Here is a 19,367-nt window from a genome sequence, read left to right as displayed (position 1 = left end):
GACAAGCCTTGCGGCTGCTGCGCAGCCGTCGCAAACCCGGCAACCGCGTTGCATCAGGTACAACGCGTGCGATGGTTGGGCGGCTGCGTTGCAGCCGGTCGCAGCCTCGCGGTGCTCGGCAGCGGCTACGGAGCGCGAGGAGGCGGGAAGATCCGCGTCAGGCGCTTACAACCAATCCCAGAAACGGCTCCAGAAGCCGCGGTTCAGTTCTTCCCGGCAACCGGCGTATTGCTGGCCGTACAGGCTGGAGCGGCTTTGCACCTTCATCGCCACGGTCTGCAGCCAGGGCTTGGCCACATAGGTCTGCCGGCGGTAGCCACCCCAGCCTTCGTGGTAGTTCAGGTACTGGCGGTAGGCGTCCTGCTTGGTCACGCCGTTGACCCGCGTGGTCTGGTCCATGTACCAGCCGATAAAGTCGGTGGCGTCGGCGAAGTTGGTGCGGCTGGCCCAGTAGTTGTCGCCCTTGCGCTGGTAGTCGCCCCAGACTTCGTCCTTGGCCTGCGGGTAGCCGGCCGCCGTGGAGACCCGGCCCCAGGGAATCACCCACAACAGGTATTTGCGTGGCGGCAAGGCGTCCTGCTTGAAGCTCGACTCCTGGTAGATAATCGACAGCGGCACCTGGATCGGCACCCCCCATTTCTCTTCGGTGGCCTTGGCCGCCTTGTACCAGTCGCTTTTCTCGCGAAAGATCTCGCAGATGTCGTTGGGGTTGGCCGGCGGCGAGGTCGCGCAACCGGTCAGGATGAGGGGGAGTGCTACGGCGGCATAGGCGAAGCGGGTCAAAGGCAAGGCTCTATTCGGGTCGATGGGAGCGCCGCGTGGCGCCCCTGCGATCAGTTCAATTGGTGGCGATAGGGCAGGTCCGGTCCGGTCTTGCCACAGGTCAGCGCCGCGGCGTGGATGGCGAACCTGAGCATCTGGTCGATCTGGTCCCGGCTCAAGCCCGCCACACCTTCCAACGAATCCAGCTGTCGTTCGGTCAGCCAGGCAATCAGAGCGGCCTGGAAGGTGTCGCCGGCGCCCACGGTGTCGGCCATCTTAATCGGCATGGCCGGCGCCGACCAGCGGCCATGCACCCGACTGAACACCGTCGCGCCCTCTGCGCCGCGGGTCAGGAACACCAACTGGCAGCGATGCTGCAGCCAGCCTTCGATCACTTGCTGCGGGTCCTGGTCGGGATAGAGCAGGTGCAGGTCCTCGTCGCTGACCTTGATCAGGTCGGCCAGCCGGACCAGGGTATCGATGCGCTGGCGCCACAGCTGGATGTCCGGGGCCGGGTTGAGGCGCACGTTGGGATCGAGGCTGATCAGGCGCTGGCCGCGTTCGCGGCGCACCAGCGCCAGCAGGGTGTCGGCGATCGGCTGAACCACCAGGGAAAACGAACCGATGTGCAGGCCGCGCACCCGACTGTCGAGTTGCGGCAGGTCGGCCAGTTGCAACTGGCGGTCGGCGCCGCCTTCGCCACGGAAGCTGTATTGCGGCGAGCCGTCGGCGCCCACCGCGACCATCGCCAGGGTGGTCGGGGCCTGGATGTGCAGCAGGTAGTCTTCGCCCACGCCTTCGTCGCGCAGCACCTGCAACAGGCGCCGGCCGAGGTAGTCGGTGGACAGCCCGGCGAACAGCGCCGCGTCCACGCCCAGGCGGCGCAAACCCACCGCGACGTTGAAAGGCGAACCGCCGGCGATTGCCTGGAAGTTGACCCGCGATGCCCGACCGCTGGCATCGTCTTCGCTGAAAAAATCGAACAGTGCTTCACCACAGACCAGGTACATAGTCATTCGCTCTTCAAAGGGTTGCCACATGCTGTTGGTAGCGTTCATAGGCCTGCTGGTAGGCCGCGACATTGGTCGCTATCGGCAAGGTTTCGCTGCTTGCATCGAGCCTCACGCAGCGCTGGCACAGCTGCGCCAGGCTCTGTGCCTGGCCGCTGTGGTGCGACTCGCACCAGGCCGCCTGGATCGCCGCGCCCAGGGCCGCCGCTTCGCTCTGCTCGGTGCAGACCACCGGGGTGTGCATGATATCGGCGACCATCTGCCGCCACAGCTGGCTTTTCGAACCGCCGCCGATCAGGCGGATGCTCTGGCTTTGCAGGCCGTTGTGGCGCAGCAGGTCCAGGCCGTAGCGCAGGCCGAAGGTGGTGCCTTCGACCACCGCGCGGCACAGGTTGGCCCGGGTCAGGTTGTTGGCGGTCAGGCCCAGCAAGCTGCCGCTGGCATGGGGCAGGGCGGGGACCCGCTCGCCGTTGAGGAACGGCAGCATGCACACGCCCTTGGCGCCGATCGGCGCCTGCGCCACCAACTGGTTGAAGGCGTCGATATCCAGCTCGAACAACTCGCGCACCGCGCTCGTGGCATTGGTCAGGTTCATGGTGCAGATCAGCGGCAGCCAGCCGCCGCTGGAGGAACAGAAGGTCGCCACCGCCGCGTCCGCACTGACCCGCGGTTGCTCGGCATAGGCGTACAGGGTGCCGGAAGAACCCAGGCTCATGGTGATCGCCCCGGGCTGGATATTGCCGGTGCCGATGGCCCCCAGCATGTTGTCGCCGCCACCGCCGGACACCAGCGCCTGGGGGTTGAGGCCCAAGTGCCGGGCGATCTCCGGCAGCAGGGTGCCCACTGGCTGGTGGGCTTCGAGCAGCTCCGGCAAGGCGGCTTCCAGGCGGCCGTCGGGGTCGATGTGCCTGAGCAGCGCCAGGTCCCATTGCCGGGTGCGCACATTGAAATAGCCAGTGCCCGAGGCGTCGCCGTATTCGCTGCAGCAGCGGCCGGTCAGCCAGTAGTTCAGGTAGTCGTGGGGCAGCAACACATGGGCGATGCGCTGGAAGATCTGCGGGTGCTGCTCCCGGGTCCACAGCAGTTTCGACACCGTGTAGCCGGGGGCAATCGCCACGCCGAGGCGCTCCAGGGAGCCCTGTTCGCCGCCCAGGTAATCCAGCAGGCGCTGGTTCTGTGGGGTGGATTCGGTGTCGCACCAGAGCTTGGCCGGGCGCAGTACCTGGCCCTCTTGGTCGAGCAGGACCAGGCCGTGCTGCTGGCCGGACACGCCGATGCCGAGGATGTCCAGGCCGCTGACACCAGCGGCCAATAACGCACGGCGGGTGGCCAGGGCGAACGCCTCGCGCCATTGCCCGACGTCCTGTTCGCGGCGGCCGTTGGCGCCGCTGATCAGGCTATGGGGCGCCGCGCCCAGCCCCAGCACCTCGCCGCTGGCAGCGTCGAGGACGATGGCCTTGGTGCCCTGGGTGCCGCAGTCGATACCGAGGAAAAGCTGTTGCGTCGTCATGGATGAACCTGCACGAAATTCAAATCAAACCCACTGTAGCTGGTGTATCAGGTACAGCGCGTGGACTGCACTTGCGGCTGCTGCGTCGGAATGCCGCCCAACCCGATCGCAGCCTTCGGCAGCGGCTACAGGGTTCGCAGTGCCTGTGTAGCCGCTGCCGAGCCTGCGAGGCTGCGATCGATTGCGCAGCAATCGCAGAACCTGAATGCACGATCTGTCTGGAGAAACGCATCGGCGACAGGCAAGCATCAGCGGTCCCGGCCCAATATCCGCTCCAGGGTGCGGGTCACGCCGTTGTCGCGCAGGCTGCTGTAGCAGCGCTCGAAAGCCGCGGTAAATGCGGCGCTGGCGGGGATCGCCGTGCCGAAGATTTCCTCGACCGCCAACAGCCGCTGGTCGATCAGCGCGTCATCCTCCACCAGCGCCTGACAGAATCCGGCACGCGGGTCGGGAATGGCATAGCTGTCGCCGTTTTCGTCCACGCCCTTGAGGTACAGGGTCCAGGCGGCGACCACCAGGGCAGCGCGCTCGGTGTCGCGGCCATCGGCGATCAGGCGGTTGAGGGTCGGCACGGTGAACTTGGGCAGCTTCGACGAGCCGTCGGAGCAGACCCGTTCCAGCTGGTCGGCAATCGCCCGGTTGGAGAAACGCGCCACCAGGGTGTCTTTGTAGTCGTCCAGGTCGATGCCCGGCACTGGCGCCAGTTGTGGGGTCACGTCCAGGTCCATGTAGGCGCGCATGTACGCCACGAACAGCGGGTCGGCCATCGTCTCGTGGACAAAGCGATAACCCTTGAGGAACCCCAGGTAGGTCAGGGCCAGGTGGCTGCCGTTGAGCAGCTTGATTTTCATCTCTTCATAGGGCGTGACGTCGTCGGTGAATTGCACGCCGACCTTTTCCCAGGCCGGCCGGCCGCTGACGAACTTGTCTTCCAGCACCCATTGCGCAAAAGGCTCGCAGACCACCGGCCAGGCGTCGTCGATGCCGTGCTGGTCACGCAGTTGCAGGCGGTGGGCGGTGCTGGTCATGGGCGTGATGCGGTCGACCATGGCGTTGGGGAAGCTGACGTTGGCGGCGATCCAGTCGTGCAGGTCGGCGTCGCGCTGGCGGGCGAAGGCCAGCAGCGCCTTGCGGGTCACCGCGCCGTTGTGCGGCAGGTTATCGCAGGACATCAGGGTAAAGGCCGGGACCCCGGCCGCCCGGCGCTGGGCCAGGGCCGCGCAGAGAAAACCGAACACGGTCTTCGGCTGCTGCGGGTGGGCCAGGTCGTGCTGGATCTGCGGCAGGTGGGTCATGAACTCGCCGCTGCTGTCGTCGATGCAGTAGCCGCCCTCGGTGATGGTCAGCGAGACGATGCGGATCTGCGGGTCGGCCAGTTTGTCGATCAGCGCCTGGGCGTCGTCCTCGGCCAGCAACATGTCGCTAATGGCGCCGATCACCCGTACTTCGGCGTCGTCGCTGTCGCCCAGCTCGAACAGGGTGAACAGGTAGTCCTGGCCGGCCAGGTCGTCGCGGGCGCGACGGTCCTCGGCGCGCAGGCCGACCCCGCAGATGCTCCAGTCCAGGCCTTCGCCGGTGTTCATCAGGGCATCGGTGTAGTAGGCCTGGTGCGCCCGGTGGAAACCACCGACGCCGATATGCACCATGCCTTGCCGGGTCTCGCCCAGGTCGTAGGCGGGCAGCCGCACTTCAGGGGCCAGGCGGTGGAGGTTGTGTCGGTTCAGTTTCATCGTTCGGTTCTCGTTCAGGCGGCGGCGCGCAGCGGCCTGGCCACGGCCACGCCGTCGGCATCGAAGAGGTGGCCGTGTTCGGCGTCCAGGTTCAGGCTCAGTTGCTGGCCGTAGGCACTGGCCAGATCGCCGCGGATACGCAGGGTCAGGGCTTCGCCGGAAGCAGTGACGACGTGGCAGAAGGTGTCGCTGCCCAGGCGCTCGCTGACGTCGGCGGTAACCTGCAGGGTGCAGTCGCCGGGCCGGGCCAGTTCCAGGTGCTCGGGACGGATGCCCAGGGTCACCGGGCTGCCGACGCTCAGGTGGGCGCCGCTCTGTGGCAACTGGATGCGGGTGCCGGCGTCCAGCAGCACCTCGCAGCCCTGGCCATCGACCCGGCTCAGCCGGCCCTTGAGGAAGCCCATCTTCGGTGTGCCGAGGAAACCGGCGACAAACAGGTTGGCCGGGCTGTGGTACAGCTCCAGCGGCGAGCCCACCTGTTCCACGCGGCCGCCATTGAGCACCACCACCTTGTCGGCCAGGGTCATGGCCTCGACCTGGTCGTGGGTCACGTAGATCATGGTCGCCTGCAGCTCTTTATGCAGGCGCGCCAGCTCCAGGCGCATCTGCACCCGCAGCGCGGCGTCGAGGTTGGACAGCGGTTCGTCGAACAGGAAGATCTTCGGGTTGCGCACGATGGCCCGGCCGATGGCCACGCGCTGGCGCTGGCCGCCGGACAGCTGCTTGGGCTTGCGCTCCAGCATCGGCCCCAGTTCGAGGATGCGCGCCGCTTCGTTGACCTTCTGTTGCACCTCGGCTTTCGGCACGCCGGCCAGGTCCAGGGCGAAGGACATGTTCTTGCGCACGCTCATGTGCGGGTACAGGGCGTAGGTCTGGAACACCATGGCCAGGTCGCGCTTGGCCGGGCTGACCTCGGTGATGTCGCGGCCATCCAGTTCGATGCTGCCGCCGCTGACTTCTTCCAGGCCGGCGATCAGCCGCAGCAGGGTGGACTTGCCACAGCCCGAGGGGCCGACGAAGACCACGAACTCCCTGTCGCGCACCTCCAGGTCGATGCCCTTGATGATGGAAAAACCTTCGAAGCCTTTTTGCAGGTTCTTGATTTTCAGGTTGGCCATGATGGGTCTCCATGTTTCTGAATGTCGGTGTGTAGCCGCTGCCTCAGGCTGCGATAGGCACCGCAGGGGCCTGGGCGTCTGTGCGATCGCTGGCGAGCCTGCGGCTCGATCGCAGCCTTCGGCAGCGGCTACAGGTAGTGGGTCGTTGGGTTATTTCACGGCGCCGAAGGACAGGCCGCGCACCAGTTGTTTCTGGCTGATCCAGCCGAAGATCAGGATCGGCGCGCAGGCCAGGGTCGAGACCGTCGAGAGCTTGGCCCAGAACAGCCCTTCGGGACTGGAGTAGGAGGCGATCAGCGCGGTCAGCGGCGCGGCGTTGGACGAGGTCAGGTTCAGCGACCAGAACGCCTCGTTCCAGCACAGGATCAGCGACAGCAGCACGGTGGAGGCCAGCCCGCCCTTGGCGATCGGCAGCAGCACCCGGAGCATTTCCTGGCCCAGCGTCGCACCGTCCAGCCGCGCGGCTTCGAGGATGTCCCGGGGGATGTCCTTGAAGTAGGTGTAAATCATCCAGACCACGATCGGCAGGTTGATCAGGGTGTAGATCACGATCAGCGCGATGCGCGTGTCCAGCAGGCCAAAGCTCTTGGCCAGCAGGTAGATCGGCATCAGCACGCCCACCGGCGGCAGCATCTTGGTCGACAGCATCCACAGCAGGGTGCGCTTGGTGTTGCGGGTTTCAAAGAAGGCCATGGAATAGGCCGCCGGCACCGCGATCAGCAGGCACAGGGCGGTGGCGCTGAAGGAGATCACCACCGAGTTCCAGGCGAAGGCCAGGTAGTTGCTGCGCTCGTTGATGTGCAGGTAGTTCTCCAGCGTCGGCGTGAAGATGAACTGCGGCGGCGTGGCGAAGGCATCGATTTCGGTCTTGAAGCTGGTCAGCAGCATCCAGAAGATCGGGAAGAAAATCAGGATGGCGATGGCCCAGGCCAGGGTGCCGAGCAGAAGGCTTTGCAGGCGGCGGGATTGTTGCAGGGTCATGGCGCGCACCTCAGGGCTTGTCAGTCAGGTTTTTGCCGAGCATCCGCACCAGGATGATCGCGGCGATATTGGCGATGACCACGGCGATCAGGCCGCCGGCCGAGGCCATGCCCACGTCGAACTGCACCAGCGCCTGGTTGTAGATCAGGTAGGCGAGGTTGGTCGAGGCGTAGCCCGGGCCACCGTTGGTGGTGGTGAAGATTTCGGCGAACACCGAGAGCAGGAAGATGGTCTCGATCATCACCACCACCGCGATGGGCCGCGCCAGGTGCGGCAGGGTCAGGTGCCAGAAGATCGCGATGGCCCCGGCGCCATCCAGGCGCGCGGTTTCCTTCTGCTCCTGGTCCAGGGACTGCATGGCGGTCATCAGGATCAGGATGGCGAACGGCAGCCACTGCCAGGAGACAATGATGATGATCGACAGCAGCGGGTAGTGAGCCAGCCAGTCCACCGGCTGGGCGCCGAACAGCTTCCACACGGCGGCGAGAATCCCCGACACCGGGTGGAAGATCAGGTTCTTCCAGATCAGCGCGCCCACCGTGGGCATGATGAAGAACGGCGAGATCAGCAACACCCGGACGATGCCGCGGCCGAGGAACTCGCTGGCCTCCAGCAGGGCGCTGATCAGCACCCCGAACACCACGCTGATCAGCAGCACGCTGCCCACCAGCAACAGGGTGTTGCCGGCCCCGGGCAAAAAGCCCGAATCGCTGAGGAAGTAGCTGAAATTCTCAAGTCCGACGAACTGGTTTTCCCCGGGGTACAGCAGGTTGTAGCGGATCAGCGAGAAGTACAGGGTCATGCCCAGCGGCACGATCATCCACAGCAGCAACAGCGCCACCGAGGGGCTGACCAGGAACCAGCCGGGGTTGAGCAGGCGGCGCTTGCGCGCGACCTGGGGCATTGGCAAATGAGCTTTGGCAGTCGAGGTATTCATGGCGATCACAACCGTTCAGGTACAGATGCTTTCTTCTGTAGGACTAGGCGTCCCCCTGCTCCTACAGGAGATGGGATTTACTTGGGATAGCCGGCGCGTTTCATTTCGCGTTCGGTGGTTTGCTGCGCGGCGGCGAGGGCCTGGTCGACCGTGGTCTGGCCGATCAGCGCGGCGGAGAACAGTTTGCCGACCTGGGTGCCGATGGCCTGGAACTCGGGAATGGTCACCAGCTGGATACCGATGTAGGGCACCGGCTTGAGGGTCGGCCTGGTCGGGTCGGCGACTTTCAGCGATTCCAGGGTCACCCTGGCGAACGGCGCGGCCTGCATATAGGCCTCGCTGTAGGTCGAAGCGCGAGTGCCCGGCGGCACGTTGGCGATGCCGTCCTTCTCGGCGACCAGGGCCCCGTATTCCTTGGACGTGGCCCAGGTGGCGAAGGTCTGCGCGGCATCCTTGGCCTTGGAACTGGTGGGGATCGCCAGCGCCCAGGAGTACATCCAGGCGCTGCCTTTGTCGGTCACCTGGTGCGGGGCGTAGGTAAAGCCGACGTGTTCGCTGACCTTGCTCTGCGACTTGTCGGTGACGAAGGAGCCGGCGACGCTGGCGTCGACCCAGATCGCGCACTTGCCGCTGTTGAACAGCGCCAGGTTCTCGTTGAAACCGTTGCTGGAGGCGCCGGGCGGGCCGGCCTTTTTCATGGTGTCGACGTAGAAGGTCAGGGCGTTCTTCCATTCCGGCCCGGTGAATTCCGGTTGCCACTGCTCATTGAACCAGCGCGCGCCGAAACCGTTGGCCAGGGTGGTGATCAGGGCCATGTTCTCGCCCCAGCCGGCCTTACCGCGCAGGCAGAGGCCGTACTGCTCCTGCTCGGGTTTGTTGAGCTTGCCGGCGAACTCGCCGATCTGCTCCCAGGTCGGGTGCTCGGGCATGACCAGGCCGGCGTCCTTGAACAGGTCGGTGCGGTAGTAGGTCATCGAGCTTTCGGCGTAGAACGGCAGGGCGTACAGCGTGCCCTTGGCCGACAGGCCTTCGCGTACCGCGGGGAAGATATCCTGCAGGTCATAGGCGGCGGGCAGGTCCTGCATCGGTTGCAGCCAGCCCTTGGCGCCCCACAAAGCGGCTTCGTACATGCCGATGGTCAGCACGTCGAACTGCCCGCCCTGGGTGGCGATGTCGGTGGTCAGGCGCTGGCGCAGCACGTTCTCTTCGAGCACCACCCAGTTCAGCTTGATGTCCGGGTGCTCGCTCTCGAAGGTTTTCGAGAGTTTCTGCATGCGGATCATGTCGCTGTTGTTGACGGTGGCGATGGTCACGCTCTGGGCGCCGAGGCTGACGCCGCTCAAGGTCATGCAGGTGGTGACGAGCAGGGCTGTGATGCTGGGTTTCATCGTGCACTCCTCTTCCGGGCCCGGTGGGCGGCAGAAGGACGGTTATTGTTGTTGTGTCTTCCGGATGCAGGGAAGAATGTGGGGCTGATTACAGCCCTCAACGCCCGCGCTGACAAATCATCCCTGACACTCGAATCGATACTTTTTTGCACTGCGACGAAATCCTCCACCCGGCGCAAGCCGCCATGGGCCAAGGATTCGCCCGTTCGGGCCAGGTAAAGCCGGGGAGATAACGTATTGGTTTTTTACCGTGGCGGCCTGAGCCGGAGAACGGGGAGACGGCGCCGATGACAGCGGCGAAGCCCCGGTCGACCGGGGCTTCGCGCTGATGGGGGAGGGGTCAGAAGGTGTAGGTGGCCGACATGATCGCCGCGCGCGCGTCGCCGTATTCGATGGCCGAGGAGCGCGTCGTTGAGCCGGACTGCTGGCGCACCCGTTCCACGTAGTCCTTGTCGAACAGGTTGTTGACGTTCAACTGCAGGTCGAGGTTGTGGTTGACCTTGTAGCCGAGCATGGCGTTGTGCACCCAGTAGGCATCCAGCTTGGCGCGGGTGCTGGAGCTGACGTTGCGCTCGCTGACATAACGCGTGCCGTAACCCAGGGTCCAGCCGGCCGGCAACTCATAGGTGGTCCACAGGTTGAGCGAACGCGGCGGCGTGTTACCCAGGGCCTGGCCCTTGCGCGCGATGCCCGAGGCGGTGTTCGCCGCGTTGAGGATTTCGCTGTCGAGGAAGGTGTAGTTGGCGAACACATCCCACTGCTCGCTGACATGCCCGGTGACGCCGATTTCCACACCCTGCACCCGCTGCTTGCCGGCCAGTTGGGTCGAGCCGTCGGCCATGGTTTCCCGGGCGTTGCTCTTCTCTACGCGAAACAGCGCGGCGTCCAGTTCCAGGCGCTTGTCCAGCAGCTCCCACTTGGTGCCCAGTTCCCAGGTTTCGTTCTTTTCCGGCGCCAGGTCCTGGTTGCCCTTGCTCAAGCCTCCGCCGGTGGAGGCCAGGTTCTCGGCGGACGGGTTGAAGGAGTTGCCCCAGGCGGCATAGATGCGCCCGTTCTCGGTCGGCTTGAACACCAGCCCGGTACGGGCGCTGGCCTTGTTCGTGTCCGAGGCCAGGCTGTCGCTCTTCACATGGCTGGCCGAGTATTTGTCGACATCGCCCTTGATCTTGTCGTAGCGCAGGCCGAGGTTGAGGTCCCAGCGCTCGCTCAGGGCGATGGTGTCGAACAGGTAGTACGCCTGGCCCTTGAGGGTGGTCTCGGTATAACCGCTGGTGGCCTTGTTGACCGGGCCGTTCCAGCGCCCGGGCGGGTTGCCCAGGGCATAGCCGTTGCGTGGATACAAGGCCGTGTTCAGGCCGTGGTTGTAGGTCTTCAGGTCGAGGATTTCCCGGGACAGTTCCACGCCCGCCACCAGATCGTGGCGCATGCCGGCGAATTCGAAGTCGCCGATCAGGTTGCTCTGGTTGATCCACATCTCGGTGGTGGCGTCGCGCCCGTAGGCCTGGGGCCCGGCCGGGCGGTAGCGGCCCGCCGGCACGCCGCTGGTATTGGCATGGGATGCCGAGACGATGGTGTCGCGCGCGGTGTGGCTGTAGCGCGTGAGGTTCTGCAGGCGCAGGTGGTCGCTGAAATCATGCTCGAAGTCGGCGGTGAAGGCGTTCTGTTCGATCTCTTCCTTGTCGAGGTTCTTCCAGCCGAAATAGGCATCGCGCTTGACCCCGGCCAGCTTCTTGCCGTCCAGCGCCGGTACGCCGTAGTCGGGCAGGTTGTCGTCGGTCTGGTGGAAGGCGCTGAGGGTCAGCCGGGTGGCGTCGCTGAACCCCAGGCGCAACGACGGCGCGATGCCCCAGCGCTCGCGGTCGATCTTTTCGCGGCCGGGCACATCGTTCTGATGGCCCATCAGGTTGATCCGCACCGCGCTGTCCTGGCCGACGCCTTCCAGGGGCTGGTTGCTGTCCAGCGTCAGGCGGTAGTAATTGTCGGTGCCGAGGCTACCGCCCAGGCGGGTGAACGCCTGGTTCTTCGGTTGCTTGCTGACCACGTTGATGCTGCCGCCGGTGGTGCCGGCGCCGCCGAACACCGAGTTGGGGCCCTTGATGACCTCCACCTGCTCGACGTTGAAGGTGTCGGAACGGTTGGTCTGCGCGCTGTCGCGCAGGCCGTCGATCTGCATGTTGCTGTTGGCCGAGAAGCCGCGGATGTTGATGCTGTCCCCCGAGCCGCCACCGCCTTCGCCGGCGTTGAAGGTGATGCCGGACACGTTCGACAGCACCTGGCGCAGGCTCAGCGCCTGCTGTTCCTGGATCAGCTTGGGCGGCACCACGGTGATGGTCTGCGGGGTGTCCAGCAGCGGCGCCACGTACTTGGCGGAGGCCGAGCGATCGGTCCGGGAACCGGGTTGCTCGGCCTCGACCTTGATGTTGTCCAGTTGCAGGGATTTCTGCCGTTCGCCGGCTTCGGCCGCGCCGGCGCAGGAGGCGAGGGCAAGGCCCAAGGTAGAGGCCAGCAAGCGGTGTGGCGGCAGTGGGGATGGGGCTTTCGTTTGCATAAGAAGCACTCTCTTTTTGGTGAGAGCGAATCCTATTTGAGATTGATTGCTAAGAACGGCTGCACAGGTGCTACTTGCGGCGATCTCGCGAAATTTAGGACGTTTCCCGAGAGAGCCCGGTAAAAGTCACCGCCGGGTATCGGACGGATGCCGCACTTTAGCCAAAAGCACGCTAGCTTTTTACCGGTCACTGCCTAAGATGACCGGCCCATCCCTTTATGCAGGAAGCCGTTCAGCGCGATGTCGGAAAAAGACACCATCTCCATGCAACTGGTGCGCGAAGCGCTGCTGCAAAGCTGCGCCCCGGGTGCCGCCAGCGAAGAAGTGCTGCTCAAGGTCGGCATCGACCCGGCCCAGCTGGACGTCAGTGCCGCCCGCGTGCCGGCGCTGGCCTATGCCCGGCTGTGGCGCCTGCTGGCGCGGCGCACGGACGACGAGTTCTTCGGCATGGACCCGCGCAAGCTCAAGTCCGGCAGCCTGGAGTTTCTCTGCCGCACCGCCATGGCCCGGCAGAACCTGGCGGCGGGCCTGGAGTCCGGGCTGGCTTTTTTGTCGCTGATGCTCGAACACCTGCCGGCCCAGCTGGTACGCCAGCAGAGCCTGGCGGAGATCGTCCTGCTGGAGGACGAGCAGGCGCCGCGCCGGGCCTTCACCTATTTCACCTACTGGATGATCGTCCACGGCGTGGCCTGCTGGCTGGCCGGGCGGCGCATCCCGATCCTGGCCATCGAGCTGCGCTGCCCAGAACCGGATTTCTGCGACGACTACCAGGTGATGTTCTCGCAGAACCTGCGGTTCGACCGGCCGCGCACGCGGATGATCGTCGCCGCCGACTGCCTGGACCTGCCGATCAAGCGCACTGACGAGGAGCTCAAGCGCTTCCTGGCCCAGGCGCCGGCCAATATCCTGGTCAAATACCGCGACCCGGAGAGCCTGGCCAGCCGCATCAAGCACGACCTGCGCCAGCTGCCCGCCGCCCAGTGGCCGGAAACCGAGAGCCTGGCCCACAGCCTGTGCATGTCGGCCTCGACCCTGCGCCGCCGCCTGGCGGAAGAGGGGCAGACCTACCAGGGAATCAAGGACGGGGTGCGCAAGGAACTGGCGATCGCCTGGCTGGCCGAGCCGCAGATCAGCTTCACGGAAATCGCCAGCCGCCTGGGCTTCGCCGACGCCAGCTCGTTCTACAAGGCCTTTCGCAAGTGGTCCGGCTCCAACCCCGGGCATTACCGCAGCCTGATCCTCAACGACCCGACCTGAGCGCATCCCTGCAGCCGCTGTCGCAGGCTGCGATCGACCGGAACGGTCGCAAAGGCGTGCGGCGCGGTGTCTCTGATGCTCCGCGTCAAGGCTGATAGCGAGTCCTGTGGCCTCGATCGCAGCCTGCGGCAGCGGCTACGGGGAACCTGGGTAGCCGCTGTCGAGCAGCGCGAGGCTGCGATCGGCAACGCAGTTGCCGCAAAACCCGAGCTTGCGGTGGGTCAGGCTGAATGCATTGCCTGGGTTGCGAGCGCTACGTCGGAATGCCGCCCAGGTCCGGCGCAGCCTCACTGTCGCTTGGCAGCGGCTACAGAATGTCTTGGCCGCCATGGGGTTCTTGGCCAAACCAGTCACGCAACTTGAAAGCTTTGACCATTGTCCCGCCCGGGCCGTGGCGCCAGTATTTGCCTGATGTCTTTGTGGTTCCCATTGGTTCCCATCCTAATAAGAACAGCGAGGGATTCTGGCAATGCGCGATTACCTGTCTGCCACGGCACACTTCAATTACCAGTACACCGTCGATGCGGCCCTGCATGGCTCGTTGTCGGCACTCAATGCCTGCGTCGAATGCTGTGACCGGCACGCCTTGCCGGGGCGTATCGCGCTGTTCTGGGAGGGCCGCGACGGCAGTAGCGCGACCTACACCTTCAGCGAATTGCAGGACCAGGCCGCACGTTTCGCCAACTTCCTCCTGGCCCAGGGCGTGGGCAAGGGCGACAAGGTCGCCGGCCTGCTGCCGCGCAACGTCGAACTGTTGATCGCGGTGCTCGCCACCTGGCGCATCGGCGCGGTCTACCAGCCGCTGTTCACCGCCTTCGGCCCCAAGGCCATCGAACACCGCCTGAACAGCTCCGGGGCCAAAGTGGTGGTGACCGACGCGGTCAACCGGTCAAAGCTCAACGAGGTGGCCGACTGCCCGACCATCGTCACGGTCGCGGGCGCCAAGGGCCAGGGCATCGTCCGTGGCGACTTCAGTTTCTGGGCCGAGCTGGCCAATTACCCGGCGCAGTGCGAACCCGTGCTGCTGACGGGCGAAGACCCATTCCTGCTGATGTTCACCTCCGGCACCACCGGTCCGTCCAAGGCGCTCTACGTGCCGCTCAAGGCCATCGTCGCGTTCCAGAGCTACACCCGCGACGCCGTCGACCTGCGTCCCGAGGACGCGTTCTGGAACGTCGCCGACCCGGGCTGGGCCTACGGCATCTATTTCGGCGTCACCGGCCCGCTGGGCCTGGGCCACCCGATCACCTTCTACGATGGGCCCTTCACCCTGGAAAGCACCTGCCGGGTGATCAACAAATACGGGATCAGCAACCTCACCGGTTCGCCGACCGCCTACCGCCTGCTGATCGCCGGCGGCGACGAGTTCGCCCGTTCGATCGAGGGCAAGCTGCGCATCGTCAGCAGCGCCGGCGAGCCGCTGAACCCGGAGGTGATCCGCTGGTTCGCCGACAACCTCGGGGTGGTGATCCACGACCATTACGGCCAGACCGAGCTGGGCATGGTCCTGTGCAACCACCACGGCCTGGAGCATCCGGTGCATGTCGGCGCGGCCGGTTTCGCCTCGCCGGGCCACCGTATCGTGGTGCTCGACGAGCAGCACCAGGAACTCTCGGTCGGCCAGCCGGGGATCCTCGCCATCGACCGCAGCCAGTCGCCGATGTGCTGGTTCAACGGCTACGACGGCGTGGTGACCAAGGCCTTCGTCGGCCACTACTACCTCAGCGGCGACACCGTGGAGCTGAACCCGGACGGCAGCATCAGCTTCGTCGGGCGCAGTGACGATGTGATCACCACCTCGGGTTACCGGGTCGGCCCGTTCGACGTGGAAAGCGCGCTGATCGAGCACCCGGCGGTGGTCGAGGCGGCGGTGATCGGCAAGCCCGATCCGGAGCGCACCGAGCTGGTCAAGGCCTTCGTCGTGCTCAACCCGCAATACCGCGCCGCGCCGGAGCTGGCCGAAGAGCTGCGCCAGCATGTGCGCAAGCGCCTGGCCGCGCACTCGTACCCCCGTGAAATCGAATTTGTCAGCGAATTGCCGAAAACCCCAAGCGGCAAGTTGCAGCGCTTCATCCTGCGCAACCAGGAAATCGCCAAGGCTCAAGAGGCCGCGGCGCACAAGGCTTCGGCCTGAATTACCCAGGAACTCATGATGCACATCGAAAACAAGGTTTTTCTCGTCAGCGGCGGCGCTTCCGGTCTCGGTGCGGCCACCGCGCAGATGCTGGTCAGGGCCGGCGCCCAGGTGATGCTGGTGGACCTCAACGCCGAGGCCGTCGCGGCCCAGGCGCAACAGCTCGGCTGCCAGAGCACGGTCGCCGATATCACTGACGAAGCGGCCGCCGAAGCGGCGGTGCAGGCCACGCTCAAGGCGTTCGGCAGCCTGCACGGGCTGGTCAACTGCGCCGGGATCGTGCGCGGCGAGAAGATCCTCGGCAAGAACGGTCCGCATGCCTTGGCCAGCTTCAGCCAGGTGATCAACGTCAACCTGATCGGCAGTTTCAACCTGATGCGCCTGGCCGCCGCGGCTATCGCCAATAGCGAGCCGAACGCCGACGGCGAGCGTGGGGTGATCATCAACACCGCCTCGGCGGCGGCCTTCGACGGGCAGATCGGCCAGGCCGCCTATGCCGCGTCCAAGGGCGCGATCGCCAGCCTGACCCTGCCGGCCGCCCGCGAGCTGGCGCGCTTCGGCATCCGGGTGATGACCATCGCCCCGGGCATTTTCGAAACCCCGATGATGGCCGGCATGAGCGACGAAGTCCGCGCTTCGCTGGCCGCCGGCGTGCCGTTCCCGCCACGCCTGGGCAAGCCGGACGAGTACGCCGCGCTGGTCGGGCATATCATTGGCAATAGCATGCTCAATGGCGAGGTGATCCGTCTCGACGGCGCCCTGCGCATGGCAGCCAAGTAAGGAAGGAGGATGACCATGAACCAAGATCCGATCGTTATCGTTAGCGCCGTCCGCACCCCCATGGGCGGCTTCCAGGGCGAGCTGAAAAGCCTGACCGCGCCGCAACTCGGCGCCGCCGCCATCAAGGCCGCAGTGGAGCGCGCCGGGGTGGCCAGCGACAGCATCGATGAAGTGCTGTTCGGCTGCGTGCTGCCGGCCGGTCTCGGCCAGGCGCCGGCCCGTCAGGCGGCGCTGGGCGCCGGGCTGGACAAGGCCACCCGCTGCACCACCCTGAACAAGATGTGCGGCTCCGGCATGGCCGCGACCATCGCCGCCCACGACATGCTGCTGGCCGGCAGCGCCGAGGTGGTGATCGCCGGCGGCATGGAAAGCATGTCCAACGCGCCGTACCTGCTGGATCGCGCCCGCAGCGGCTACCGCATGGGCCACGGGCGGGTGCTCGACCATATGTTCCTCGACGGCCTCGAAGACGCCTACGACAAGGGCCGCCTGATGGGCACCTTCGCCGAAGACTGCGCCGAGACCAACGGCTTCAGTCGCGAAGCCCAGGACGCCTTCGCCGTGGCTTCGCTGACCCGCGCCCAGCAGGCGATCAAGGACGGCAGCTTCAAGGCGGAAATCGTGCCGTTGCAGGTCACCGTCGGCAAGGAGCAGCAGACCGTCAGCGACGACGAACAGCCGCCCAAGGCCAGGCTGGACAAGATCGCCACGCTGAAACCGGCGTTCCGCGACGGCGGCACCGTTACCGCGGCCAACTCCAGTTCGATCTCCGACGGCGCCGCGGCCCTGGTGCTGATGCGCCGTTCCGAGGCCGAGAAACGTGGCCTCAAGCCCCTGGCGGTGATCCACGGTCATGCGGCGTTCGCCGATACCCCGGGACTGTTCCCGGTGGCGCCGGTCGGGGCGATCAAGACGCTGATGAAGAAGACCGGCTGGTCGCTGGACCAGGTCGAGCTGTTCGAAATCAACGAAGCCTTTGCCGTGGTCAGCCTGGTCACCATGCAGAAGCTGGAAATCCCCCACGACAAGGTCAACGTCCATGGCGGCGCCTGCGCCCTGGGCCACCCGATCGGCGCGTCCGGCGCGCGGATCCTCGTGACCCTGCTCTCGGCCCTGCGCCAGAAAGGCCTGAAGCGCGGCGTCGCGGCGATCTGCATCGGCGGCGGCGAAGCCACGGCCATGGCCGTCGAATGCCTGTATTAAGGAATCACCATGCTGCCTAATGACGAACAACAGCAGATCAGCGACGCGGCCCGGCAGTTCGCCCAGGAACGCCTGAAGCCGTTCGCCGCCGAATGGGACCGCGAGCATCGCTTCCCCCGCGAGGCCATCGGCGAGATGGCCGGGCTGGGCTTCTTCGGCATGCTGGTGCCGGAGCAGTGGGGCGGTTGCGACACCGGCTACCTGGCCTACGCCATGGCCCTGGAAGAGATCGCCGCCGGCGACGGCGCCTGCTCGACCATCATGAGCGTGCACAACTCGGTGGGCTGTGTGCCGATCCTCAAGTTCGGCAACGACGAGCAGAAGGAGCGTTTCCTCAAGCCCCTGGCCAGCGGCGCGATGCTTGGCGCCTTTGCCCTGACCGAACCCCAGGCCGGCTCCGACGCCAGCAGCCTGAAAACCCGAGCGCGGCTGGAGGGCGATCATTACGTGCTCAACGGCTGCAAGCAGTTCATTACCTCCGGGCAGAACGCCGGGGTGGTGATCGTGTTCGCGGTGACCGACCCGGCGGCCGGCAAGCGCGGCATCAGCGCCTTTATCGTGCCCACCGACGCGCCGGGCTACAGCGTCGCGCGGGTGGAAGACAAGCTCGGCCAGCATGCCTCCGACACCTGCCAGATCCTCTTCGAGGAGGTGAAGGTGCCGGTGGCCAACCGTCTGGGCGAGGAGGGCGAGGGCTACAAGATCGCCCTGGCCAACCTCGAAGGCGGGCGGGTGGGCATCGCCTCGCAATCGGTGGGCATGGCCCGCGCGGCCTTCGAGGCTGCCCGTGACTACGCCCGCGAACGGCAGAGCTTCGGCAAGCCGATCATCGAGCATCAGGCGGTGGCTTTCCGCCTGGCGGACATGGCCACCCAGATCGCCGTGGCGCGGCAGATGGTGCACTACGCCGCGGCCCTGCGCGACAGCGGCAAGCCGGCGCTGGTGGAGGCGTCGATGGCCAAGCTGTTCGCCTCGGAAATGGCCGAGAAGGTCTGTTCCGCCGCCTTGCAAACCCTGGGCGGCTATGGCTACTTGAACGACTTTCCGCTGGAGCGCATCTACCGCGACGTGCGGGTCTGCCAGATCTACGAAGGCACCAGCGACATTCAGCGCATGGTCATTTCGCGCAACCTCTGACTTTTAGCAGGAGCTGATCCATGAGTTACGAAACCATTCTGTTGGAGATCAAGGACCGCGTCGGCCTGATCACCCTCAATCGCCCGAATGCGCTGAACGCCCTCAATGCGCAGATCGTCAGCGAAGTGAACCAGGCCCTGGACAGCCTGGAAGCCAATCCGCAGATCGGCTGTATCGTCCTCACCGGTTCGAAGAAGGCCTTCGCTGCCGGTGCCGACATCAAGGAAATGGCCGAGCTGACCTACCCGCGGATCTACATGGACGACCTGTTCAGCGACAGTGACCGGGTGGCCAACCGGCGCAAGCCGATCATCGCCGCGGTCAACGGTTTTGCCCTGGGTGGCGGCTGCGAGCTGGCGCTGATGTGCGACTTCATCCTGGCCGGCGACAACGCCAAGTTCGGCCAGCCGGAAATCAACCTCGGGGTACTGCCGGGCATGGGCGGCACCCAGCGCCTGACCCGCGCCGTGGGCAAGGCCAAGGCCATGGAAATGTGCCTGACCGGGCGTCTTATCGATGCGGTGGAAGCCGAGCGTTGCGGCATCGTCGCGCGCATCGTGCCGTCCGATGAACTGCTGGACGAAGCGCTGAAAGTCGCGGCGCTGATCGCCGCCAAGTCGCTGCCCGTGAGCATGATGATCAAGGAAAGCGTGAACCGCGCCTTCGAAGTCAGCCTGTCGGAAGGCGTGCGTTTCGAGCGCCGGGTGTTCCACGCGGCTTTCGCCACCGAGGATCAAAAGGAAGGCATGGCAGCGTTTATTGCCAAGCGCGAGGCACAGTTCAAGGACAAATAGTCCGGGCTGTCGTTACCCATAGAAAATCGCAGCCTTGGCTGCGATTTTTATTTGTGTGGTGTTTGTACGGAAGCTATC

The 19,367-nt window shown here is 65.5% G+C and carries 15 protein-coding genes; 6 read left to right on the top strand and 9 right to left on the bottom strand.

The genetic code is table 11. The annotated features are described in order from the left end of the window. Positions 1 to 165 precede the first annotated feature (165 nt). The 9 genes from H0I86_RS17305 to H0I86_RS17265 all read right to left on the bottom strand — a co-directional run bounded on the left by H0I86_RS17305 (position 166) and on the right by H0I86_RS17265 (position 11,984). On the bottom strand, positions 166 to 783 hold the full coding sequence (locus H0I86_RS17305) for a transglycosylase SLT domain-containing protein (protein WP_180925863.1): 618 nt from the start codon (positions 781 to 783) through the stop codon (positions 166 to 168). Positions 784 to 833: 50 nt separating this feature from the next. After that, complete coding sequence (locus H0I86_RS17300) at positions 834 to 1,772, bottom strand: carbohydrate kinase family protein (protein WP_180925862.1); 939 nt, start codon at positions 1,770 to 1,772, stop codon at positions 834 to 836. Between the two features lie 13 nt (positions 1,773 to 1,785). Beyond that, a complete protein-coding gene (xylB, locus tag H0I86_RS17295; protein WP_180921425.1) occupies positions 1,786 to 3,282 on the bottom strand; it encodes a xylulokinase in 1,497 nt (498 codons plus the stop codon). Positions 3,283 to 3,530: 248 nt separating this feature from the next. Continuing rightward, positions 3,531 to 5,012 (bottom strand): mannitol dehydrogenase family protein, encoded by a 1,482-nt coding sequence (locus tag H0I86_RS17290; RefSeq protein WP_180921424.1) that lies wholly within the window; start codon positions 5,010 to 5,012, stop codon positions 3,531 to 3,533. A gap of 14 nt (positions 5,013 to 5,026) precedes the next feature. After that, positions 5,027 to 6,130, bottom strand: coding sequence for an ABC transporter ATP-binding protein (locus H0I86_RS17285; RefSeq protein ID WP_180921423.1), 1,104 nt, complete (start codon positions 6,128 to 6,130; stop codon positions 5,027 to 5,029). Between the two features lie 150 nt (positions 6,131 to 6,280). After that, entirely contained in the window at positions 6,281 to 7,111 is an 831-nt protein-coding gene (locus H0I86_RS17280) for a carbohydrate ABC transporter permease (RefSeq protein WP_180921422.1), read from the bottom strand. Between the two features lie 10 nt (positions 7,112 to 7,121). Then, entirely contained in the window at positions 7,122 to 8,048 is a 927-nt protein-coding gene (locus H0I86_RS17275) for a carbohydrate ABC transporter permease (RefSeq protein WP_180921421.1), read from the bottom strand. Between the two features lie 77 nt (positions 8,049 to 8,125). Then, positions 8,126 to 9,436, bottom strand: a complete 1,311-nt coding sequence (locus tag H0I86_RS17270; RefSeq protein ID WP_180921420.1) for an ABC transporter substrate-binding protein — start codon at positions 9,434 to 9,436, stop codon at positions 8,126 to 8,128. Positions 9,437 to 9,776: 340 nt separating this feature from the next. Then, complete coding sequence (locus tag H0I86_RS17265; protein WP_180921419.1) at positions 9,777 to 11,984, bottom strand: TonB-dependent receptor; 2,208 nt, start codon at positions 11,982 to 11,984, stop codon at positions 9,777 to 9,779. 240 nt (positions 11,985 to 12,224) lie between these two features. Here H0I86_RS17265 and H0I86_RS17260 point away from each other — a divergent pair, with 240 nt between their 5' ends. From H0I86_RS17260 to H0I86_RS17235, 6 genes are all read left to right on the top strand, one after another. Then, positions 12,225 to 13,241: an AraC family transcriptional regulator gene (locus H0I86_RS17260; protein ID WP_180921418.1), complete on the top strand. Its 1,017-nt coding sequence runs from the start codon at positions 12,225 to 12,227 to the stop codon at positions 13,239 to 13,241. Between the two features lie 469 nt (positions 13,242 to 13,710). Continuing rightward, complete coding sequence (locus tag H0I86_RS17255) at positions 13,711 to 15,375, top strand: AMP-binding protein (protein WP_180921417.1); 1,665 nt, start codon at positions 13,711 to 13,713, stop codon at positions 15,373 to 15,375. A gap of 18 nt (positions 15,376 to 15,393) precedes the next feature. Next, positions 15,394 to 16,155, top strand: a complete 762-nt coding sequence (locus tag H0I86_RS17250; protein ID WP_180921416.1) for an SDR family NAD(P)-dependent oxidoreductase — start codon at positions 15,394 to 15,396, stop codon at positions 16,153 to 16,155. 9 nt (positions 16,156 to 16,164) lie between these two features. Next, the gene (locus H0I86_RS17245) at positions 16,165 to 17,358 is read left to right on the top strand and encodes an acetyl-CoA C-acyltransferase (RefSeq protein ID WP_180921415.1); all 1,194 of its coding nucleotides are present in this window, start codon (positions 16,165 to 16,167) and stop codon (positions 17,356 to 17,358) included. Positions 17,359 to 17,367: 9 nt separating this feature from the next. Next, positions 17,368 to 18,495, top strand: coding sequence for an acyl-CoA dehydrogenase (locus H0I86_RS17240; protein WP_180921414.1), 1,128 nt, complete (start codon positions 17,368 to 17,370; stop codon positions 18,493 to 18,495). 20 nt (positions 18,496 to 18,515) lie between these two features. Next, positions 18,516 to 19,289, top strand: a complete 774-nt coding sequence (locus H0I86_RS17235; RefSeq protein WP_180921413.1) for an enoyl-CoA hydratase — start codon at positions 18,516 to 18,518, stop codon at positions 19,287 to 19,289. The last annotated feature ends 78 nt before the right edge of the window (positions 19,290 to 19,367 follow it).

The organism is Pseudomonas chlororaphis subsp. aurantiaca, from assembly GCF_013466605.1.
Lineage (GTDB): Bacteria > Pseudomonadota > Gammaproteobacteria > Pseudomonadales > Pseudomonadaceae > Aquipseudomonas > Aquipseudomonas chlororaphis_I.
The sequence above is the reverse complement of the archived record's forward strand: the minus strand, read 5'-3'. Positions and strand labels throughout refer to the sequence as shown.

What these genes read in the sequence shown, in the direction of transcription:
- H0I86_RS17300 (WP_180925862.1), bottom strand. Translation starts at nt 1,772, where the DNA reads ATGTACCTGGTCTGTGGTGAAGCACTGTTCGATTTTTTCAGCGAAGAC.
- xylB (WP_180921425.1), bottom strand. Translation starts at nt 3,282, where the DNA reads ATGACGACGCAACAGCTTTTCCTCGGTATCGACTGCGGCACCCAGGGC.
- H0I86_RS17290 (WP_180921424.1), bottom strand. Translation starts at nt 5,012, where the DNA reads ATGAAACTGAACCGACACAACCTCCACCGCCTGGCCCCTGAAGTGCGG.
- H0I86_RS17285 (WP_180921423.1), bottom strand. Translation starts at nt 6,130, where the DNA reads ATGGCCAACCTGAAAATCAAGAACCTGCAAAAAGGCTTCGAAGGTTTT.
- H0I86_RS17280 (WP_180921422.1), bottom strand. Translation starts at nt 7,111, where the DNA reads ATGACCCTGCAACAATCCCGCCGCCTGCAAAGCCTTCTGCTCGGCACC.
- H0I86_RS17275 (WP_180921421.1), bottom strand. Translation starts at nt 8,048, where the DNA reads ATGAATACCTCGACTGCCAAAGCTCATTTGCCAATGCCCCAGGTCGCG.
- H0I86_RS17270 (WP_180921420.1), bottom strand. Translation starts at nt 9,436, where the DNA reads ATGAAACCCAGCATCACAGCCCTGCTCGTCACCACCTGCATGACCTTG.
- H0I86_RS17265 (WP_180921419.1), bottom strand. Translation starts at nt 11,984, where the DNA reads ATGCAAACGAAAGCCCCATCCCCACTGCCGCCACACCGCTTGCTGGCC.
- H0I86_RS17260 (WP_180921418.1), top strand. Translation starts at nt 12,225, where the DNA reads ATGTCGGAAAAAGACACCATCTCCATGCAACTGGTGCGCGAAGCGCTG.
- H0I86_RS17255 (WP_180921417.1), top strand. Translation starts at nt 13,711, where the DNA reads ATGCGCGATTACCTGTCTGCCACGGCACACTTCAATTACCAGTACACC.
- H0I86_RS17250 (WP_180921416.1), top strand. Translation starts at nt 15,394, where the DNA reads ATGCACATCGAAAACAAGGTTTTTCTCGTCAGCGGCGGCGCTTCCGGT.
- H0I86_RS17245 (WP_180921415.1), top strand. Translation starts at nt 16,165, where the DNA reads ATGACCATGAACCAAGATCCGATCGTTATCGTTAGCGCCGTCCGCACC.
- H0I86_RS17240 (WP_180921414.1), top strand. Translation starts at nt 17,368, where the DNA reads ATGCTGCCTAATGACGAACAACAGCAGATCAGCGACGCGGCCCGGCAG.
- H0I86_RS17235 (WP_180921413.1), top strand. Translation starts at nt 18,516, where the DNA reads ATGAGTTACGAAACCATTCTGTTGGAGATCAAGGACCGCGTCGGCCTG.